Below are 14,999 nucleotides of genomic sequence, written 5' to 3' on the forward strand. Positions count from 1 at the left end.
GGCAAGATGCCGCCTCCCCGTTCACTATGATCCTGGCGCGTACGCCAAGATTACTTCTGCCAGCTCTTCACCAGTTCGTCGTAGTTGATGGTGATCGGCTTTTCCTTCTCGTTCTCGATCTTCAGCTGAGGCGCGAGATTGCCGTTCTTGACCGCGTCGGCGTTCCAGTAGGCGAGGTCATGCTCTTCGGCCATCTTCGGGCCGATATCGCCCTGGACGCCCGACTTCTCGATGCGGGTCATGACTTTTTCCTGCTCGGCGCAGAGCGAGTCCATGGCTTCCTGCGCCGTCTTGGCGCCGGACGAGGCATCGCCGATCGCCTGCCACCAGAGCTGTGCCAGCTTCGGATAATCGGGCACGTTGGTGCCGGTCGGCGACCACTGAACGCGGGCCGGCGAGCGGTAGAACTCGATCAGACCACCGAGCTTCGGCGCACGTTCGGTGAAGCTCTTGTCGTGGATCGTGCTTTCGCGGATGAAGGTCAAGCCGACATGGCTCTTCTTCACGTCGACCGTCTTCGAGGTCACGAACTGCGCGTAGAGCCAGGCGGCCTTGGCGCGGTCGGTCGGCGTCGACTTCATCAGCGTCCAGGAACCCACGTCCTGATAGCCGAGCTTCATGCCGTCCTTCCAGTAGACGCCATGCGGCGACGGGGCCATGCGCCACTTCGGCGTTCCGTCGTCGTTCAGCACCGCCTTGGCGCCGGCGTCGACCATCGAAGCGGTGAAGGCGGTGTACCAGAATATCTGCTGCGCGACCGCACCCTGTGCCGGCACCGGGCCGGATTCGGAGAAGGTCATGCCTTGGGCTTCGGCCGGAGCGTAGGCCTTCAGCCAGTCGAGGTATTTCTGGATCGAGTAGACGGCAGCCGGGCCGTTGGTGTCGCCGCCGCGCGCCGTGCAGGAGCCGACCGGCTGTGATTTCTCGTTGACCTTGATGCCCCATTCGTCGACCGGCAGGCCGTTCGGCAGGCCCTTGTCGCCGTTGCCGGCCATCGACAGCCAGGCATCAGTGAACCGCCAGCCGAGCGACGGGTCCTTCTTGCCGTAGTCCATGTGGCCATAGACCTTCTTGCCGTCGATCTCGCGGCCGGTGAAGAACTCGGCGATGTCCTCATAGGCCGACCAGTTGACGGGAACGCCGAGGTCGTAGCCGTATTTCGCCTTGAAGTCGGCCTTGTTCTTCTCGTCGTTGAACCAGTCGTAACGGAACCAGTAGAGGTTGGCGAACTGCTGGTCGGGCAGCTGATAGAGCTTCTTGTCCGGCGCGGTGGTGAAGGAGGTGCCGATAAAATCCTTCAGGTCGAGGTTGGGATTGGTAACGTCCTTGCCCTCGCCCGCCATCCAGTCGGTCAGGTTGCGGACCTGCTGGTAGCGCCAGTGGGTGCCGATCAGGTCGGAATCGTTGACCCAGCCGTCATAAAGGTTCTGGCCGGTCTGCATCTGGGTCTGGATCTTCTCGACGACGTCGCCTTCCTGGATGACGTCATGCGTGATCTTGATGCCGGTGATGGCGGTAAAGGCGGGCGCCAGCACCTGCGATTCATACTGGTGGGTGGCGATGGTTTCGGACACGACCTTGATGTCCATGCCGGCGAAAGGCTTCGCGGCATCGATGAACCACTGCATTTCTGCTTCCTGGCCGGCGCGGTCGAGCGTCGACAGCGGGCCGATTTCCTTGTCCAGAAACGCCTTGGCCTCATCCATTCCGGCGTAGGCGTTGCCTACCCCGAGCAACAGGACAAGGGCAGTTGTTGATGTTAAAAATTGCCGTCGCATAGGTTTCCTCCACATTTAGGTTTCAAGTGTGATCTGGAACGGCCGCCGGCACGCGGTCGCTCCAACAGTTTCCCCCTCTATACGTAGCGGAACACGCCGACGGCGTAGACCACGGAGAGAGCGAGAGCCCACCACAGGTTGGATCCGACAAGACCCAGCCAAGCGAGATGGATAAAGGCGCTGCCAAGCAGCGACAGAAAAAGACGGTCGCCGCGCGTCGTCTCGAAGCGCAGGATGCCGACGCGCGGATTGCCGCCCGGCGAGGCAAATTCCCAAAACGCCATGCCGCACAGCAGTAGAAGAATGGTGCCGAAGAACGCCGCCGTCGGCCACGTCCACGCCATCCAGGTGAGGTCGAGATTCATGGTGACACCCTCCCCAGGGCAAAGCCCTTGGCGGTGGTGGTGAGGGTGAACCCGTGCTTTTGTTTCATCACACCCTCCCCAGGGCGAAGCCCTTGGCGATGTAGTTGCGGACAAACCAGATGACGAGCGCGCCGGGGATCAGCGTCAGCACGCCGGCGGCAGCGAGCAGGCCCCAATCCATGCCGGCGGCCGAAACGGTGCGGGTCATGGTGGCGGCGATGGGCTTGGCATCGGTGGTCGTCAGCGTGCGAGCGATCAAAAGCTCGACCCATGAGAACATGAAGCAGAAGAAGCAGGCGACACCGATGCCACTGGCGATCAGCGGCATGAATATCCTGACGAAGAAGCGCGGGAAGGAGTAGCCGTCGATATAGGCTGTTTCGTCGATCTCTTTGGGCACGCCCGACATGAAGCCTTCGAGGATCCACACCGCCAGCGGCACGTTGAACAGGCAGTGCGCCAGCGCCACAGCGATGTGGGTGTCGATCAGGCCGAAAGCCGAATAGAGCTGGAAGAACGGCAGCGCGAACACTGCCGGCGGCGCCATGCGGTTGGTCAGCAGCCAGAAGAACAGATGCTTGTCGCCGAGGAAGCGGTAGCGCGAAAAGGCGTAGGCCGCCGGCAGCGCCGCAGCCACGGAAATCACCATGTTCATGACAACATAGGTGATCGAGTTGATGTAGCCCGAATACCAGGACGCATCGGTGAAGATAGTGACGTAGTTGGCGATCGTAGGCTGATGCGGATAGAGCGTCAGCGAGGAGACGATCTCGGCATTGGTCTTGAAGCTCATGTTGATGAGCCAGTAGATCGGCAGCAGAAGCACGATGATGTAGATCGTCGGCACGATCCACCACCAGCGCGATTCCTCGCCGCGCTTGCGCATCAGCCGGGCGACCTGATCCTGCGAAAGCGTGCTCGCCAATTTTCCCGAAGCGGTGGTTTCGCTCACTCTGTCGGCTCTTTCGTTGGCGCCGCTCATCTCAGCGCTCCGCGTCGTAGTTGGTCATCACGGTGTAGAACACCCACGACAACAACAGGATGATCAGGAAGTAGACCAGCGACATGGCGGCCGCCGGACCGAGGTCGAACTGGCCGAGCGCGGTCTTGACGAGGTCGATCGACAGGAAGGTCGTCGAGTTGCCGGGGCCGCCGCCGGTGACGACGAAGGGCTCGGTGTAGATCATGAAGCTATCCATGAAGCGCAACAGCACGGCGATCAAAAGCACACGCTGCATCTTCGGCAGCTGGATATAACGGAACACCGCCCAGCGCGAGGCGCCGTCGATCTTGGCCGCCTGGTAGAAGGCATCCGGGATCGAAACCAGGCCGGCATAGCAGAGCAGCACGACAAGGCTGGTCCAGTGCCAGACGTCCATGATGATGATGGTGACCCAAGCGTCGAACGGATCCTGAACGTAATTGTAGTCGATGCCGAGCGCGTTGACGTAGTAGCCGAGCAGGCCGATGTCGTTGCGGCCGAAGACCTGCCAGATGGTGCCGACGACGTTCCACGGAATGAGCAGCGGCAACGACATAAGCACCAGGCAGACCGGCACGCCCCAGCCCTTCTTCGGCATGTTGAGCGCGATGAATATGCCGAGCGGCACTTCGATGGCCAGGATGATGAAGGAGAAGATCAGGTTGCGCACCATGGCTTCCCAGAAGCGGCTGGACGACAGCAGTTCCTCGAACCACTGGGTGCCTGCCCAGAAGAAGACGTTGTTGCCGAAGGTGTCCTGCACCGAATAGTTGACGACCGTCATCAGCGGAATGACGGCCGAGAACGCCACCAGCACCAGCACCGGCAGCACCAGGAACCAGGCCTTGTTGTTCCAGGTCTTTTCCATCTATGCCCCCATCTCGACACGCCCCATCTCAACCAGCCAGGAATCGGCATAGATGTTGATGCCGGCCGGATCGAAGCGAACCTTTGGGTCGGCCGGCACGCTCTCGTCCTCGCCGATGACGGCAGCGATCTCGCGGCCTTCGAGGCTGGCGCGCACCACCTTGTGGCGGCCGAGATCCTCGACCTTGCTTATTTTAACCGCCATGCCCTCGCGGCCGAGCCTGACATATTCGGGGCGGATGCCGAGTTCGATCGCGCCGGCGTTCCCAGCGGCGGTCTTTGGCGCGCCGGGCAGCTCGATGCGCTGGCTGCCAATGGTCGCAGTCTTGCCGTCGATCGCCACCGGCATGACGTTCATCCCGGGCGAGCCGATGAAATAACCGACGAAAGTGTGGCGCGGGCGCTCGAACAATTCGGCCGGCGTGCCGATCTGGACGATACCGCCATCATACATGACGACGACCTGGTCGGCGAAGGTCAGCGCTTCAGTCTGGTCATGGGTGACATAGACCATGGTGTAGCCGAAGCGGCGGTGAAGTTGCTTCAATTGCGAGCGCAGCACCCACTTCATATGCGGATCGATGACCGTCAGCGGTTCGTCGAACAGGATGGCATTGACATCCGAGCGCACCAGGCCGCGGCCGAGCGAGATCTTCTGCTTCTGGTCGGCGGTCAGGCCCCTCGCCTTCTTCTTCGCCCACGACGCCAGGTCGATCATCTCCAACGTCTCGCGCACCTTGCGGTCGACATCGGCCTCCGGCACGCCGCGGTTGCGCAGCGGGAAGGCCAGATTGTCGTACACCGTCATGGTGTCGTAGATGACCGGGAATTGGAACACCTGCGCAATATTGCGCTCCTGCGTCGACAGATTGGTGACGTCCTTGCCGTTGAACAGCAACTCACCGTGCGAGGGTTGCAGAAGTCCCGAAATGATGTTGAGCAGCGTGGTCTTGCCGCAACCCGAGGGCCCAAGCAGCGCATAGGCGCCGCCATCCTCGAAAGTGTGGTGCACTTCCCGCAGCGCAAAATCGGCATCCTTCTGCGGGTTGGGCAGGTAGGAGTGCCTGACATGGTTGACGTCGATGCGCGCCATCTCTTTCTTCCCCTTCAGGCCGCAAGCTTCGGCGCGGCGACGGCGCTGCCGTTGCTGTCGAAGACCATGATGTGGCGCGGATCGATAAACACCTCGATCTCGGCGTCGGGCTCGAAATCGCGGATGCCGTGGGTCAGCATGACCCAGCGCGCATCGGCGAAATCGAGATGGATGAAGCTTTCCGAGCCGGTGATCTCGGTGATCGTCACCTTGGCGCGCACCGGCACGGCGGCAGCGTTGGGCCGCTCGAGCGACAGATGATGCGGCTGGAAGCCGATCGTGTAATTGGCGTCGGAAATGCCGGCGAGTTCGGCCGGTACCGGCAGCTTGACGCCGCCCTCGAGAAGGAAATCCGGACCTTTCTTGGCCAGCACGATGGTGTTGAGCGGCGGATCGGCAAAGGTTTTCGCCGTCACCAGGTCGATCGGCTTGCGGAAGACGTCGATGGTCGGCCCGAATTGGGTGATCCGCCCCTCGGACAGCGTCGCCGTATTGCCGCCGAGCAGCAAAGCTTCATGCGGCTCGGTCGTGGCGTAGACGAAAATAGTGCCGGCGGCGGCAAATATCTTGGGCAGTTCGGCGCGCAGCTCCTCGCGCAATTTGTAGTCGAGGTTGGCGAGCGGCTCGTCGAGCAGCACCAGGCTGGCATTCTTGACGATGGCGCGGGCCAGCGCCGTACGCTGCTGCTGGCCGCCGGACAGGCTGAGCGGCGTGCGGTCGAGATAGGGTGTGAGCTTCAAAAGCCCTGCCGCGTTGCGGACTTCCTTGTCGATCTTGGCCTGGTCGTTGCCGGCGACGCGCAACGGCGAGGCGATGTTCTCGTAGACGGTCATCGCGGGGTAGTTGATGAACTGCTGATAGACCATGGCGATCTTGCGCTGCTGCACCGGCATGCCGGTGACATTCTGGCCGTCGAACCAGACTGAACCGGTGGTCGGCACGTCGAGTCCGGCCATCAGCCGCATCAGGCTGGTCTTGCCCGACAGTGTCGGCCCGAGCAAAACGTTGAGCGAGCCGTGCTGAAGCGTCAGCGACACGTCGCGGATATGCTCCACCGCGCCGACCATCTTCGTCACGTTTCTCAGTTCCAGCATGATGCCTCCTCCCAGGCTTTGTGCATCAATCGCCTTCCCTATTCCGCTGCCGCGACATGGCGCCGGCTTATGCCGCGCATGAATTCGTCAAGCGCCGAGGCCTGTTCGCGGCTGAGATGCAGACCGCGCTTGGTGCGACGCCACAATACATCTTCGGCGGTCAGCGCCCATTCGTTTTCGCAGAGGTAGCGTACCTCGGCCTCATAGAGATCGGCGCCGAAATTGCGGCCGAGATCGGCGTTCGACTTGGCGAGGCCGAGCAACACTTGCGCGCGCGTGCCGTAAAGCCTGGTCAACCGACGCGCCAGGCGCTGGTCGAGGAAAGGATAGGCGCTCTTCAGCTTCGCCACCTGGGCGTCGAAACCGGTGGCCGGGAAATCGCCGCCTGGCAAGGGCGCGTTCGCCGTCCACGGCTTGCCGCGCTTGCCGAGAAAACCTTCGACCTTTTCCAGCATCGATTCCGACAACCGGCGGTAGGTGGTGATCTTGCCGCCGAAAGCGTTGACGATCGGCGCCTTGCCCCCGCCGCCATCGGCTTTCAGCACATAGTCGCGGGTCGCTTCCTGCGCCTTCGAAGCGCCGTCGTCGTAGAGCGGGCGCACGGCCGAATAGGTCCAGACGATGTCGGGACGCGTCACGGCTTCAGCAAAATATTCGCTCGCCGCCGCGCAGAGATAGTCGATCTCGGTGTCGCTGATCTTCACGTCATGCGGATCGCCGGGATAGTCGCGATCGGTGGTGCCGATCAGCGTAAATTCTTCCTCGTAAGGGATGGCGAAGATGATGCGCCCGTCCTTGTTCTGGAAGAAATAGGCGCGCGGATCATCGAACTTCTTTTTGATAACGATATGACTGCCCTGCACCAGGCGCACATTGTGCACGTCGTTCTGGCCCACGGTGGTCGACAGGACGTGGTCGACCCATGGACCGGCGGCATTGACCAGCAGCCGGGCCTTGACCTCCTCGGCCTCTCCCGTCTGCACGTCTTCCACGCGGATCGCCCACAGATCGCCTTCGCGCCGCGCCCCGACGACTTTCGTGCGGGTGCGGATGGTGGCGCCGCGGTCGGCTGCGTCACGCGCGTTCAACACCACCAGCCGGGCATCGTTGACCCAGCCGTCCGAGTACTCGAAGGCCTTGTGAAATAGCGGCTTCAGAGGCTTGCCGGCCGGATCCTTGGACATGTCCAGTGTCCGGGTAGCCGGCAGCAATTTGCGGCCACCAATATGATCGTAGAGGAACAGGCCGAGCCGGATCAGCCAGGCCGGGCGCAGGCCCTTGGCATAGGGCAGCACGAAGCGCATCGGCCAGATGATGTGCGGCGCGTTCTTCCACAGAACCTCGCGCTCCATCAGCGCCTCGCGCACAAGCCGGAACTCGTAGAATTCGAGGTAGCGCAGGCCACCATGGATCAGCTTGGTCGAACCGGAGGAGGTTCCGCTGGCGAGGTCGTTCATCTCGGCGAGAAATACCGAAAAGCCCCGCCCAACGGCGTCGCGGGCGATGCCGCAGCCATTGATGCCGCCACCGATGACGAAGATGTCACGGACTGCGTCCACAAATCCCTCCCGCGATTTCGCATTGCAGCATTTTTGAGTTGTTACGAAACCGTATCGGGATTATTTCGAAATAAGAACGAATGTCAAACGAAATGTAACGGGACCGTGATCGATAGCCTAGCCGAGCGACGTTTCGATCAATTGAACCTCCGCTTCCTCGCAGATCTTGCGCACCGACGGGATGTCGCAACGGTCGGTGATGAAGGTGTTGACTTGCGAGAGATGGCCGATGCGAACCGGCGCGGTGCGTTCGAACTTGGTCTGGTCGGAGACCAGGATGACATGCCTGGCATTGGCGATAATGGCTTGCGCCACTTTCACTTCGCGAAAGTCGAAATCGAGCAACGCGCCGTCATGGTCGATGGCCGAGGCGCCGATCACCGCATAATCGACCTTGAACTGCCTGATGAAATCGACCGCGGCCTCGCCGACAACGCCGCCGTCGGAGCCACGCACGACGCCGCCGGCGATTACCACCTCGATCGAAGGATAGATGCGCATCCTGTTGGCAACATTGATATTATTGGTGATGACCATCAGCCCGGTATGGTCGAGCAGCGCCTTGCTGACCGACTCGGTCGTGGTGCCGATGTTGATGAACAGGGAGGCGTTGTCGGGTATCAGCCTGGCCGCCGCGCGGCCGATGGCCTCCTTCTCGTCGGCGGCAATCTTGCGGCGCGCCTCATACTCCATGTTCTCGATGCCGGACGGGAACAGGGCCCCGCCATGGATGCGCGTCAGCAGCCGCTGGTCGCAGAGATCGTTGAGGTCCTTGCGGATGGTCTGTGGCGTCACGTTGAAATGCGTGGCGAGGTCATCGACCAGCACACGGCCATGGTCCTTCGCCATCTGGATGATCTCGGCATGGCGCGGCGACAAATACACTGAGAACCTCCCGTTTTCGTTTTTCTTGTTTGTAGCTGAAAACGAAAGCAATGAAAAGGGAGACGCCGGCTAATGAAATATCGATGATTGCAAAGGCGAACCGGGCAGATACGGCTCAGACCCGCTCCGCCACCTTGCGGGTGACAGCCGCGACTTTACCTGGCGAGCGGATCATCAGGAAATTGCCGGACCAGTATCCCGGGATCCGCCAAGTGCCTTTGATCTCGGTTGCATCACCGTTGATGATGCCGCTGTAGTGAATCGGGTGCGCCTTCAATTGGGCCTTGTCGTATGTCTTGGTAAAGGAGACGGCGTTGCCCTCTCGCTGCCCCTGCAGGCTTGCGTATCTTGCCGTGCTGGTCGCCGCCGGTTCGTGGGTCATCCCCGTCAAGCTGGTTGCCGTCTCGATCAGCGTTGCAACGAAGGAAACCGGCGGCAGTTCGCGCGGATAGGAATAGCGCCCGCTCCAGACGCCCGTCAGATTCTGGCTAACCCCTTCAGCCCTTCCGGCCATATGCTTGCTCGCAAGTCTTTGCTGGCTTGCCCCGGCGGCGGCAACCACCCGGGCAATCCCTGTCAGTCCTTCGGGGATCTTGCACACTCGCAGATGACAGTGAAGGCGGTATCGACATCGGCCGCGGTTGTCTCGAACTGGCCTGCCTGGAAGCGGATGGCGACCCGCCCATCGACACGCGTCTGCGTCAGGTAGATACGGCCGTCATTGTTGATGGCGTCGACCAGACGCAGATTGTGCTCGTCGCAGTCAGCGCCGGATGCGGCGCGATGCCGGAACGAGAACAGCGACAGCATCGGCTGGCTGGCGAGCTCGAAATCCTCCTCCTCGGCCAGGCGCGCTGCTATGCCTTCGCTCCAGGCGACGTGATTGCGGATCATGGTGCGCAGCGCCTCGAGGCCATGGGCGCGCAGCAGGAACCACAGCTTCAGCGCCCGGAAGCGACGGCCGAGAGGCACCGACCATTCGGAGTAGTTGATGATGCCGTCATGACCGCGAGTTTTCAGATAGTCCGGCTTGATCGCCAGCGTGCGCACGAGATCCTCCGGCTGACGGACGAACTGGATCGAGCAGTCGAATTGCGCGCCCAGCCATTTGTGCGGGTTGAAGACGATCGAGTCCGCGCCCTCGACACCGGTCCAGAAATGCCGGTATTCCGGACAGATCATCGCCGATCCGGCCCAGGCGGCGTCGATATGCAGATAGAGCCCCTGGCGTTTGGCCACCGCGGCCACTTCAGCGATGTCGTCGGTGCCGCCGGTGCTGGTGCCGCCGACGCACGCGATGATGCCGGCCGGCAATAGGCCGGCCGCGCGGTCGGCAACAATCGCCGCTTCCAAAGCCGCGGTATCCATGGCGCGGTAGGTGCCGGCGACGGGAATGCGGACGAGGTTTTCCTCGCCAATGCCGGCGACCCAGATGGCGCGGTCGATCGAGGTGTGCACCTGGTCGGAGGAATAGACGCGCAGCCTGCCCTGCCCGGAAAGACCCTTCTTGTTGCCCTGCCAGTCGAGCGTGCGCTCGCGCATGGTCAACACGGCGGCCAGCGTCGCCGATGATGCGGAGTCCTGGATCACGCCGGAAAAGCCTTCGGGCAGGCCGAGCGCCTGGCGCATCCAGTCGACGATGCGCGTCTCAAGCTCTGTCGCCGCCGGCGAAGTCTGCCACAGCATGCACTGCGCGGCCATCGCAGAGACCAGATATTCGGCAACCACCGAGACGGGTGCTGCATTGGCCGGGAAATAAGCAAAGAAACGCGGATGCTGCCAATGCGTCATGCCGGGCACGATCTTGGCTTCGAAATCGGCGAAGATCGTCTCCATCGATTCCGCGGCCTCCGGCGGAGAAGCTTCGATGCTCCTGAAGATCTCGCCCGGCGCTATGGCAGGTCGCACGGGCCGATCGCGAAGGCCGGCGCGGTAATCAGCGCCCCAGTCGGCGGCGCGCCTCGACCAGTCGCGGAATTGCTCGTTGTCCATGGATCCTCCCGACGCGCCGATCAGACAGCCGTTTGAATTTTGATTAACATGTTAAATAGAGACAGGCAACCGCGACGAAGGTTCCCGCGCTAGCCCGGAAAATCCGGCAGGCTGGCAAAGGCCGTCTTCAACGCGTTCGACCAGCCTTCGGAAATAGCACGATAATATCGATCGTCCTGGCCGATGCGCTTTTTCAAACCCACCGTGAACGTGTCCTCCTCCAGGAACAGCAGGTCGAGAGGCAGGCCGACGGACAGGTTCGATTTCAGCGTCGAATCGAACGATACCAGCAAGAGCTTGACCGTTTCAGCCAGGCTCATCGTCCTTTCATAGGCACGGATGATGATCGGCTTGCCGTATTTGGTCTCGCCGATCTGGAAGAACGGCGTGTCGTCGGTCGATTCGATGAAATTGCCCTCGGGATAGATCATGAACAGCCGTGGCGGGCTGCCCTTGATCTGGCCGCCGAGGATGAAGGAGGCGTTGAAATAGGAATCCGCCTTTTCGCCGGCAGGCGACGAGCTGGCGATGACTTCCTTGACGGTGTCGCCGACCAGCCGCACCGTCTGGTACATGGATGGGGTCTCGAGCAGCGTCGCGTGGCGTTCCGCCACCGCCTTGGTGCGCTCGTCGAGCAGGCTGACCACGGCCTGCGTCGTAGCCAGATTGCCGGCCGACATCAGTACGATGACGCGCTCGCCTGGCTCTTCCCAGACATGCATCTTCTTGAAAGTGGAGATCGAATCCATCCCTGCATTGGTGCGCGTGTCCGACATGAACACGAGCCCACGATCGATCTTGAGGCCGACGCAATAAGTCATGGAATCTCTTCAGGCAGCAATCTTGCCGGAGACTACTGCTCTACCGTGACGGTGACTGCAAGCTGTTCCTCCGCCTGTCCCAGTCGAATTCCCGACACCGGCGAGGCGTCGCGATAATCACGGCCGGTGGCTACCCTGACATAGCGTTCATCGGGGGAAATGCCGTTGGCGGCGTCGAAGGCGACCCAGCCGAGACCCTGAACATGGGCTTCGGCCCAGGCATGGCTTGCCGCCTGCTCGATGGCCGCATCCATCATCAGATAGCCACTGACATAGCGGGCCGGAAAACCCATGACGCGGGCTGCGGTGACAAAGATGTGGCTGTGATCCTGGCAAACGCCGGTCTTCAGCGCCAATGCCTCTTCCGCCGGGGTCGTCACGCTGGTGGTGCCCGGCGTGTAGGCGACGCGCTCGACGATCAGCGCCATCAGCCTATGCAGCCTTTCGATGTCGGTACCTTTGCCGACCGCCGCGGCAAGCTCGCTTATGCCCTCGCCGGGGATGGTCAAAGCTGTCTCCTGGCTGAACAGCCACAGCGGCGCAAAGCCGTGATGCGGACCCGAGACGCCCGCTGTGTCGCGCGTGACAACCTCGCCGGAGGCCTCGACGGTGATGAAGTCGCGCTCACCCTCGACGCTCAACAGCCTGTTATCGTTGCCGAAATGGTCGTTAAAGCGGACTTCCTCGCGCGCGCCCTCGATCTTCAGCGCCCAGGACAGCACGGTCTGCGTCGGGCCACTGACCGGTAACAGGCGTAGCCGCTGCAACAGATAGTGCACCGGCGCGTCGTAGCGGTATTCGGTACGGTGGGTGATCTTGAGCCGCATGCCTATTTTCCGTTTGTAAGCATGATCTTATCCGAAAACCGGGTCTCACTTGTCGCTAGCGCGGTCCTCCGGTTCGCGATCATGCTCAATTGAACCGGTAATCTTGTGCGATCTCTTCGCCAAGCTTGGTGTTGTCTTGAATGAACCTGGCCAGGAATTCGTGCAGGCCGGTGTCGAATATGTCCTTGATCGACCCTGCCTGCAGCATCGCCTGTGTCCTGTCGACGGTGGCGTGGCAGGCATGACGGTCGCCATAATCGTCGCCGAGGAACTTCAGATGCTCGGCGAGAAAACGATAACAGAAGGTCAGCGAGCGCGGCATGCGCACATTGAGGATCAGATAGTCGGCAATGTTGGTCGGTTTGTAGTCGGCCTCATAGACCCAGCGATAGGAACGGTGCGCCGACACCGAGCGCAGGATCGATTCCCACTGGTAGTTGTCGAGGCTCGAGCCGACCCAGGAGATCGACGGCAGCAGCACGTAGTATTTCACGTCGAGGATGCGTGCCGTGTTGTCGGCCCGCTCGACATAGGTGCCGAGCTGCGAGAAGTCGAAGATCTCGTTGCGCAGCATCGTGCCGTAGAACGAGCCGCGGATCAGCGCCGTCTCGCGCTTGATGGCGTCGAGCACACTCGGCAGGTCGCGCTCGTCGATCGGCTTTGCCAGCATGCGCTTCAGGGCCATCCAGGCTTCGTTGATGCTCTCCCACGTCTCGCGCGTCAGCGCGGTGCGCACCATGCGGGCATTGTTGCGAGCGGTCTCGATCGCCGACATCGTGCTCGACGGGTTCGAGGTGTCGCGCAGCAGGAAGTCGGCGACGTTGGCGGCGGTATAGTCCTTGTATTTCTGCGTGAAGGTGACGTCGGAGCCGGCGCTGAGCAGCACCGAATTCCACTCTTCCGACGCGCTCTGGGTGCGGGTCAGCGCCATGCGAAGGCCGGCATCGACCAGACGCGCCATGTTTTCCGCCCGCTCGATATAGCGGTTCATCCAGTAGAGCCCGTTGGCGGTGCGGCCGAGAAGCATGTGAAGTGGCCCTTCGGGGCTAGTGAGTAGGGAATAGTGAGTAGGGATTAGTAAGCATTTGAATCTCTGTGGAATATGGCATTTCTTGTCCCTCTACTGCCTACTGCCTACTGCCTACTGCCTACTGCCTACTGCCTACTGCCTACTGCCTACTGCCCTATTCCCTACCTAATCGTCCAACACCCACGTATCCTTCGTGCCGCCGCCTTGCGAGGAATTCACGACCAAAGAACCCTCCTTCAGCGCCACCCGCGTCAAGCCGCCGGGAACGATCTGGATTCGGTCGGAGACCAGAACATAGGGTCGCAAGTCGACATGGCGCGGCGACAGGCCTTTTTCTGTCAGGATCGGGCAGGTCGACAGCGCCAGCGTCGGCTGGGCGATGTAGTTGGAAGGCTTCGCCTGCAGCTTCTTGGCGAAATCCTGGCATTCCTTCTTGGTCGCAGCCGGCCCCACCAGCATGCCGTAGCCGCCGGAGCCGTGCACTTCCTTGATGACCAGCTCATGGATGTGTTCGAGCACGTATTTCAGGCTGTCGGGCTCCGAGCAGCGCCAGGTCGGGATGTTGCCGAGGATGGCTTTGCGGCCGGTGTAGAACTCGACGATGTCGGGCATGTAGGAATAAATCGCCTTGTCGTCGGCGATGCCGGTTCCCGGCGCGTTGGCGATGGTGATGTTGCCGGCGCGGTAGACGTCCATGATGCCGGGCACGCCAAGGGCCGATTCCGGCCGGAAGGTCAGCGGATCGAGGAAGGAATCGTCGACGCGCCGGTAAAGCACGTCGATCTGCTTGTAGCCTTCGGTCGTGCGCATAGCGACGTGGCCGTCTACAACGCGCAGATCCTGGCCTTCGACCAGTTGCACGCCCATCTGGTCGGCGAGGAAGGCATGTTCGAAATAGGCGGAGTTGAAGCTGCCCGGCGTCAGCACGGCAATGGTCGGTGCCCCCTTGGTGCTTTGCGGCCGCACTGCCGCCAGCGACTGGCGCAGCAATTGCGGATAATTCTCCACCGGCCGCACCTTGATCTGCTGGAACAGCTCGGGAAAGAGCTGCATCATCGTCTCGCGGTTCTCCAGCATGTAGGAGACCCCCGACGGCGTGCGCGCATTGTCCTCCAGCACGTAGAACTCGTTCTCCGAGATCCGGACGATATCGACGCCGATAATGTGGGTGTAGACGCCGGCCGGTGGCCGCACTCCGATCATTTCCGGCAGGAACGCCTCGTTCCTGGCGATCAGCTCCCTCGGCACGCGGCCGGCGCGCAGGATTTCCTGGCGGTGGTAAATGTCGTCGAGGAAAGCGTTCAGCGCCTGCACGCGCTGCTCGATGCCTTGCGTCAGCCTTCGCCATTCATTGCCGGAGATGATGCGCGGCACGATGTCGAAGGGGATCAGCCGCTCGGAGGCTTCCTGCTCGCCATAGACGGCGAAGGTAATGCCGGTCTTGCGGAAGACGCGCTCGGCGTCCTGCATCTTTTCGGTAAGCCTGGCCGGATCCTGCTCCTTCAGCCAGCGGTCGTAAGCCGTATACGGTTGTCTCAGCCCGGAAACTTCCGGAAGCATTTCATCGAACGCTGCCAATCGCATACTCCCCTGTGACGCCATTTCACTGGCGTCGCGGGAGAAAATCAAGCGCAATCGGTGATTTGGAGGATATCGGCGATCAGTATGTTTCGACTGCCCAAAATTCGGGCAGTCGGAACGGGACC

At 61.5% G+C, this 14,999-nt stretch carries 14 protein-coding genes; all 14 read right to left on the reverse strand.

From position 1 onward, the window contains the following. Positions 1–50 precede the first annotated feature (50 nt). On the reverse strand, positions 51–1,778 hold the full coding sequence (locus X771_RS148230; RefSeq protein ID WP_023670978.1) for an ABC transporter substrate-binding protein: 1,728 nt from the start codon (positions 1,776–1,778) through the stop codon (positions 51–53). A 77-nt stretch (positions 1,779–1,855) separates the two neighbouring features. Continuing rightward, positions 1,856–2,143, reverse strand: a complete 288-nt coding sequence (locus tag X771_RS148225) for a DUF2160 domain-containing protein (protein ID WP_023670977.1) — start codon at positions 2,141–2,143, stop codon at positions 1,856–1,858. Positions 2,144–2,210: 67 nt separating this feature from the next. Next, complete coding sequence (locus X771_RS148220; RefSeq protein ID WP_023670976.1) at positions 2,211–3,125, reverse strand: carbohydrate ABC transporter permease; 915 nt, start codon at positions 3,123–3,125, stop codon at positions 2,211–2,213. Position 3,126: 1 nt separating this feature from the next. Beyond that, a complete protein-coding gene (locus X771_RS148215; protein WP_023670975.1) occupies positions 3,127–3,993 on the reverse strand; it encodes a sugar ABC transporter permease in 867 nt (288 codons plus the stop codon). Next, on the reverse strand, positions 3,994–5,085 hold the full coding sequence (locus X771_RS148210; protein WP_023670974.1) for an ABC transporter ATP-binding protein: 1,092 nt from the start codon (positions 5,083–5,085) through the stop codon (positions 3,994–3,996). Between the two features lie 14 nt (positions 5,086–5,099). Beyond that, a complete protein-coding gene (locus X771_RS148205) occupies positions 5,100–6,179 on the reverse strand; it encodes an ABC transporter ATP-binding protein (protein ID WP_023670973.1) in 1,080 nt (359 codons plus the stop codon). Between the two features lie 38 nt (positions 6,180–6,217). Further along, positions 6,218–7,738, reverse strand: a complete 1,521-nt coding sequence (glpD, locus tag X771_RS148200; RefSeq protein ID WP_023688615.1) for a glycerol-3-phosphate dehydrogenase — start codon at positions 7,736–7,738, stop codon at positions 6,218–6,220. Positions 7,739–7,855: 117 nt separating this feature from the next. Then, positions 7,856–8,623 carry a DeoR/GlpR family DNA-binding transcription regulator gene (locus X771_RS148195; protein ID WP_023670971.1) on the reverse strand — a complete coding sequence of 256 codons (768 nt, stop codon included), beginning with the start codon at positions 8,621–8,623 and terminating at the stop codon, positions 7,856–7,858. Between the two features lie 115 nt (positions 8,624–8,738). Next, positions 8,739–9,185 carry a hypothetical protein gene (locus tag X771_RS148190; RefSeq protein WP_156936002.1) on the reverse strand — a complete coding sequence of 149 codons (447 nt, stop codon included), beginning with the start codon at positions 9,183–9,185 and terminating at the stop codon, positions 8,739–8,741. Between the two features lie 14 nt (positions 9,186–9,199). Continuing rightward, complete coding sequence (locus X771_RS148185) at positions 9,200–10,615, reverse strand: pyridoxal-dependent decarboxylase (protein ID WP_023688617.1); 1,416 nt, start codon at positions 10,613–10,615, stop codon at positions 9,200–9,202. 89 nt (positions 10,616–10,704) lie between these two features. Continuing rightward, positions 10,705–11,436, reverse strand: a complete 732-nt coding sequence (locus X771_RS148180) for a peptidase (RefSeq protein WP_023684646.1) — start codon at positions 11,434–11,436, stop codon at positions 10,705–10,707. A gap of 32 nt (positions 11,437–11,468) precedes the next feature. Then, on the reverse strand, positions 11,469–12,263 hold the full coding sequence (locus X771_RS148175; protein WP_023670966.1) for a transglutaminase family protein: 795 nt from the start codon (positions 12,261–12,263) through the stop codon (positions 11,469–11,471). An 85-nt stretch (positions 12,264–12,348) separates the two neighbouring features. Further along, positions 12,349–13,290, reverse strand: a complete 942-nt coding sequence (locus X771_RS148170) for an alpha-E domain-containing protein (RefSeq protein WP_023670965.1) — start codon at positions 13,288–13,290, stop codon at positions 12,349–12,351. A 168-nt stretch (positions 13,291–13,458) separates the two neighbouring features. Beyond that, the gene (locus X771_RS148165; protein WP_023688618.1) at positions 13,459–14,871 is read right to left on the reverse strand and encodes a circularly permuted type 2 ATP-grasp protein; all 1,413 of its coding nucleotides are present in this window, start codon (positions 14,869–14,871) and stop codon (positions 13,459–13,461) included. Between the last annotated feature and the right edge of the window lie 128 nt (positions 14,872–14,999).

The sequence above is a fragment of the Mesorhizobium sp. LSJC269B00 genome (assembly GCF_000502815.1).
GTDB lineage: Bacteria > Pseudomonadota > Alphaproteobacteria > Rhizobiales > Rhizobiaceae > Mesorhizobium.

Excerpts from the sequence above, each read along its gene's own strand:
- X771_RS148180 (WP_023684646.1), bottom strand. The coding sequence starts at position 11,436 with ATGACTTATTGCGTCGGCCTCAAGATCGATCGTGGGCTCGTGTTCATG.
- X771_RS148210 (WP_023670974.1), bottom strand. The coding sequence starts at position 5,085 with ATGGCGCGCATCGACGTCAACCATGTCAGGCACTCCTACCTGCCCAAC.
- X771_RS148225 (WP_023670977.1), bottom strand. The coding sequence starts at position 2,143 with ATGAATCTCGACCTCACCTGGATGGCGTGGACGTGGCCGACGGCGGCG.
- X771_RS148205 (WP_023670973.1), bottom strand. The coding sequence starts at position 6,179 with ATGCTGGAACTGAGAAACGTGACGAAGATGGTCGGCGCGGTGGAGCAT.
- X771_RS148170 (WP_023670965.1), bottom strand. The coding sequence starts at position 13,290 with ATGCTTCTCGGCCGCACCGCCAACGGGCTCTACTGGATGAACCGCTAT.
- X771_RS148220 (WP_023670976.1), bottom strand. The coding sequence starts at position 3,125 with ATGAGCGGCGCCAACGAAAGAGCCGACAGAGTGAGCGAAACCACCGCT.
- X771_RS148175 (WP_023670966.1), bottom strand. The coding sequence starts at position 12,263 with ATGCGGCTCAAGATCACCCACCGTACCGAATACCGCTACGACGCGCCG.
- X771_RS148185 (WP_023688617.1), bottom strand. The coding sequence starts at position 10,615 with ATGGACAACGAGCAATTCCGCGACTGGTCGAGGCGCGCCGCCGACTGG.
- X771_RS148230 (WP_023670978.1), bottom strand. The coding sequence starts at position 1,778 with ATGCGACGGCAATTTTTAACATCAACAACTGCCCTTGTCCTGTTGCTC.
- X771_RS148215 (WP_023670975.1), bottom strand. The coding sequence starts at position 3,993 with ATGGAAAAGACCTGGAACAACAAGGCCTGGTTCCTGGTGCTGCCGGTG.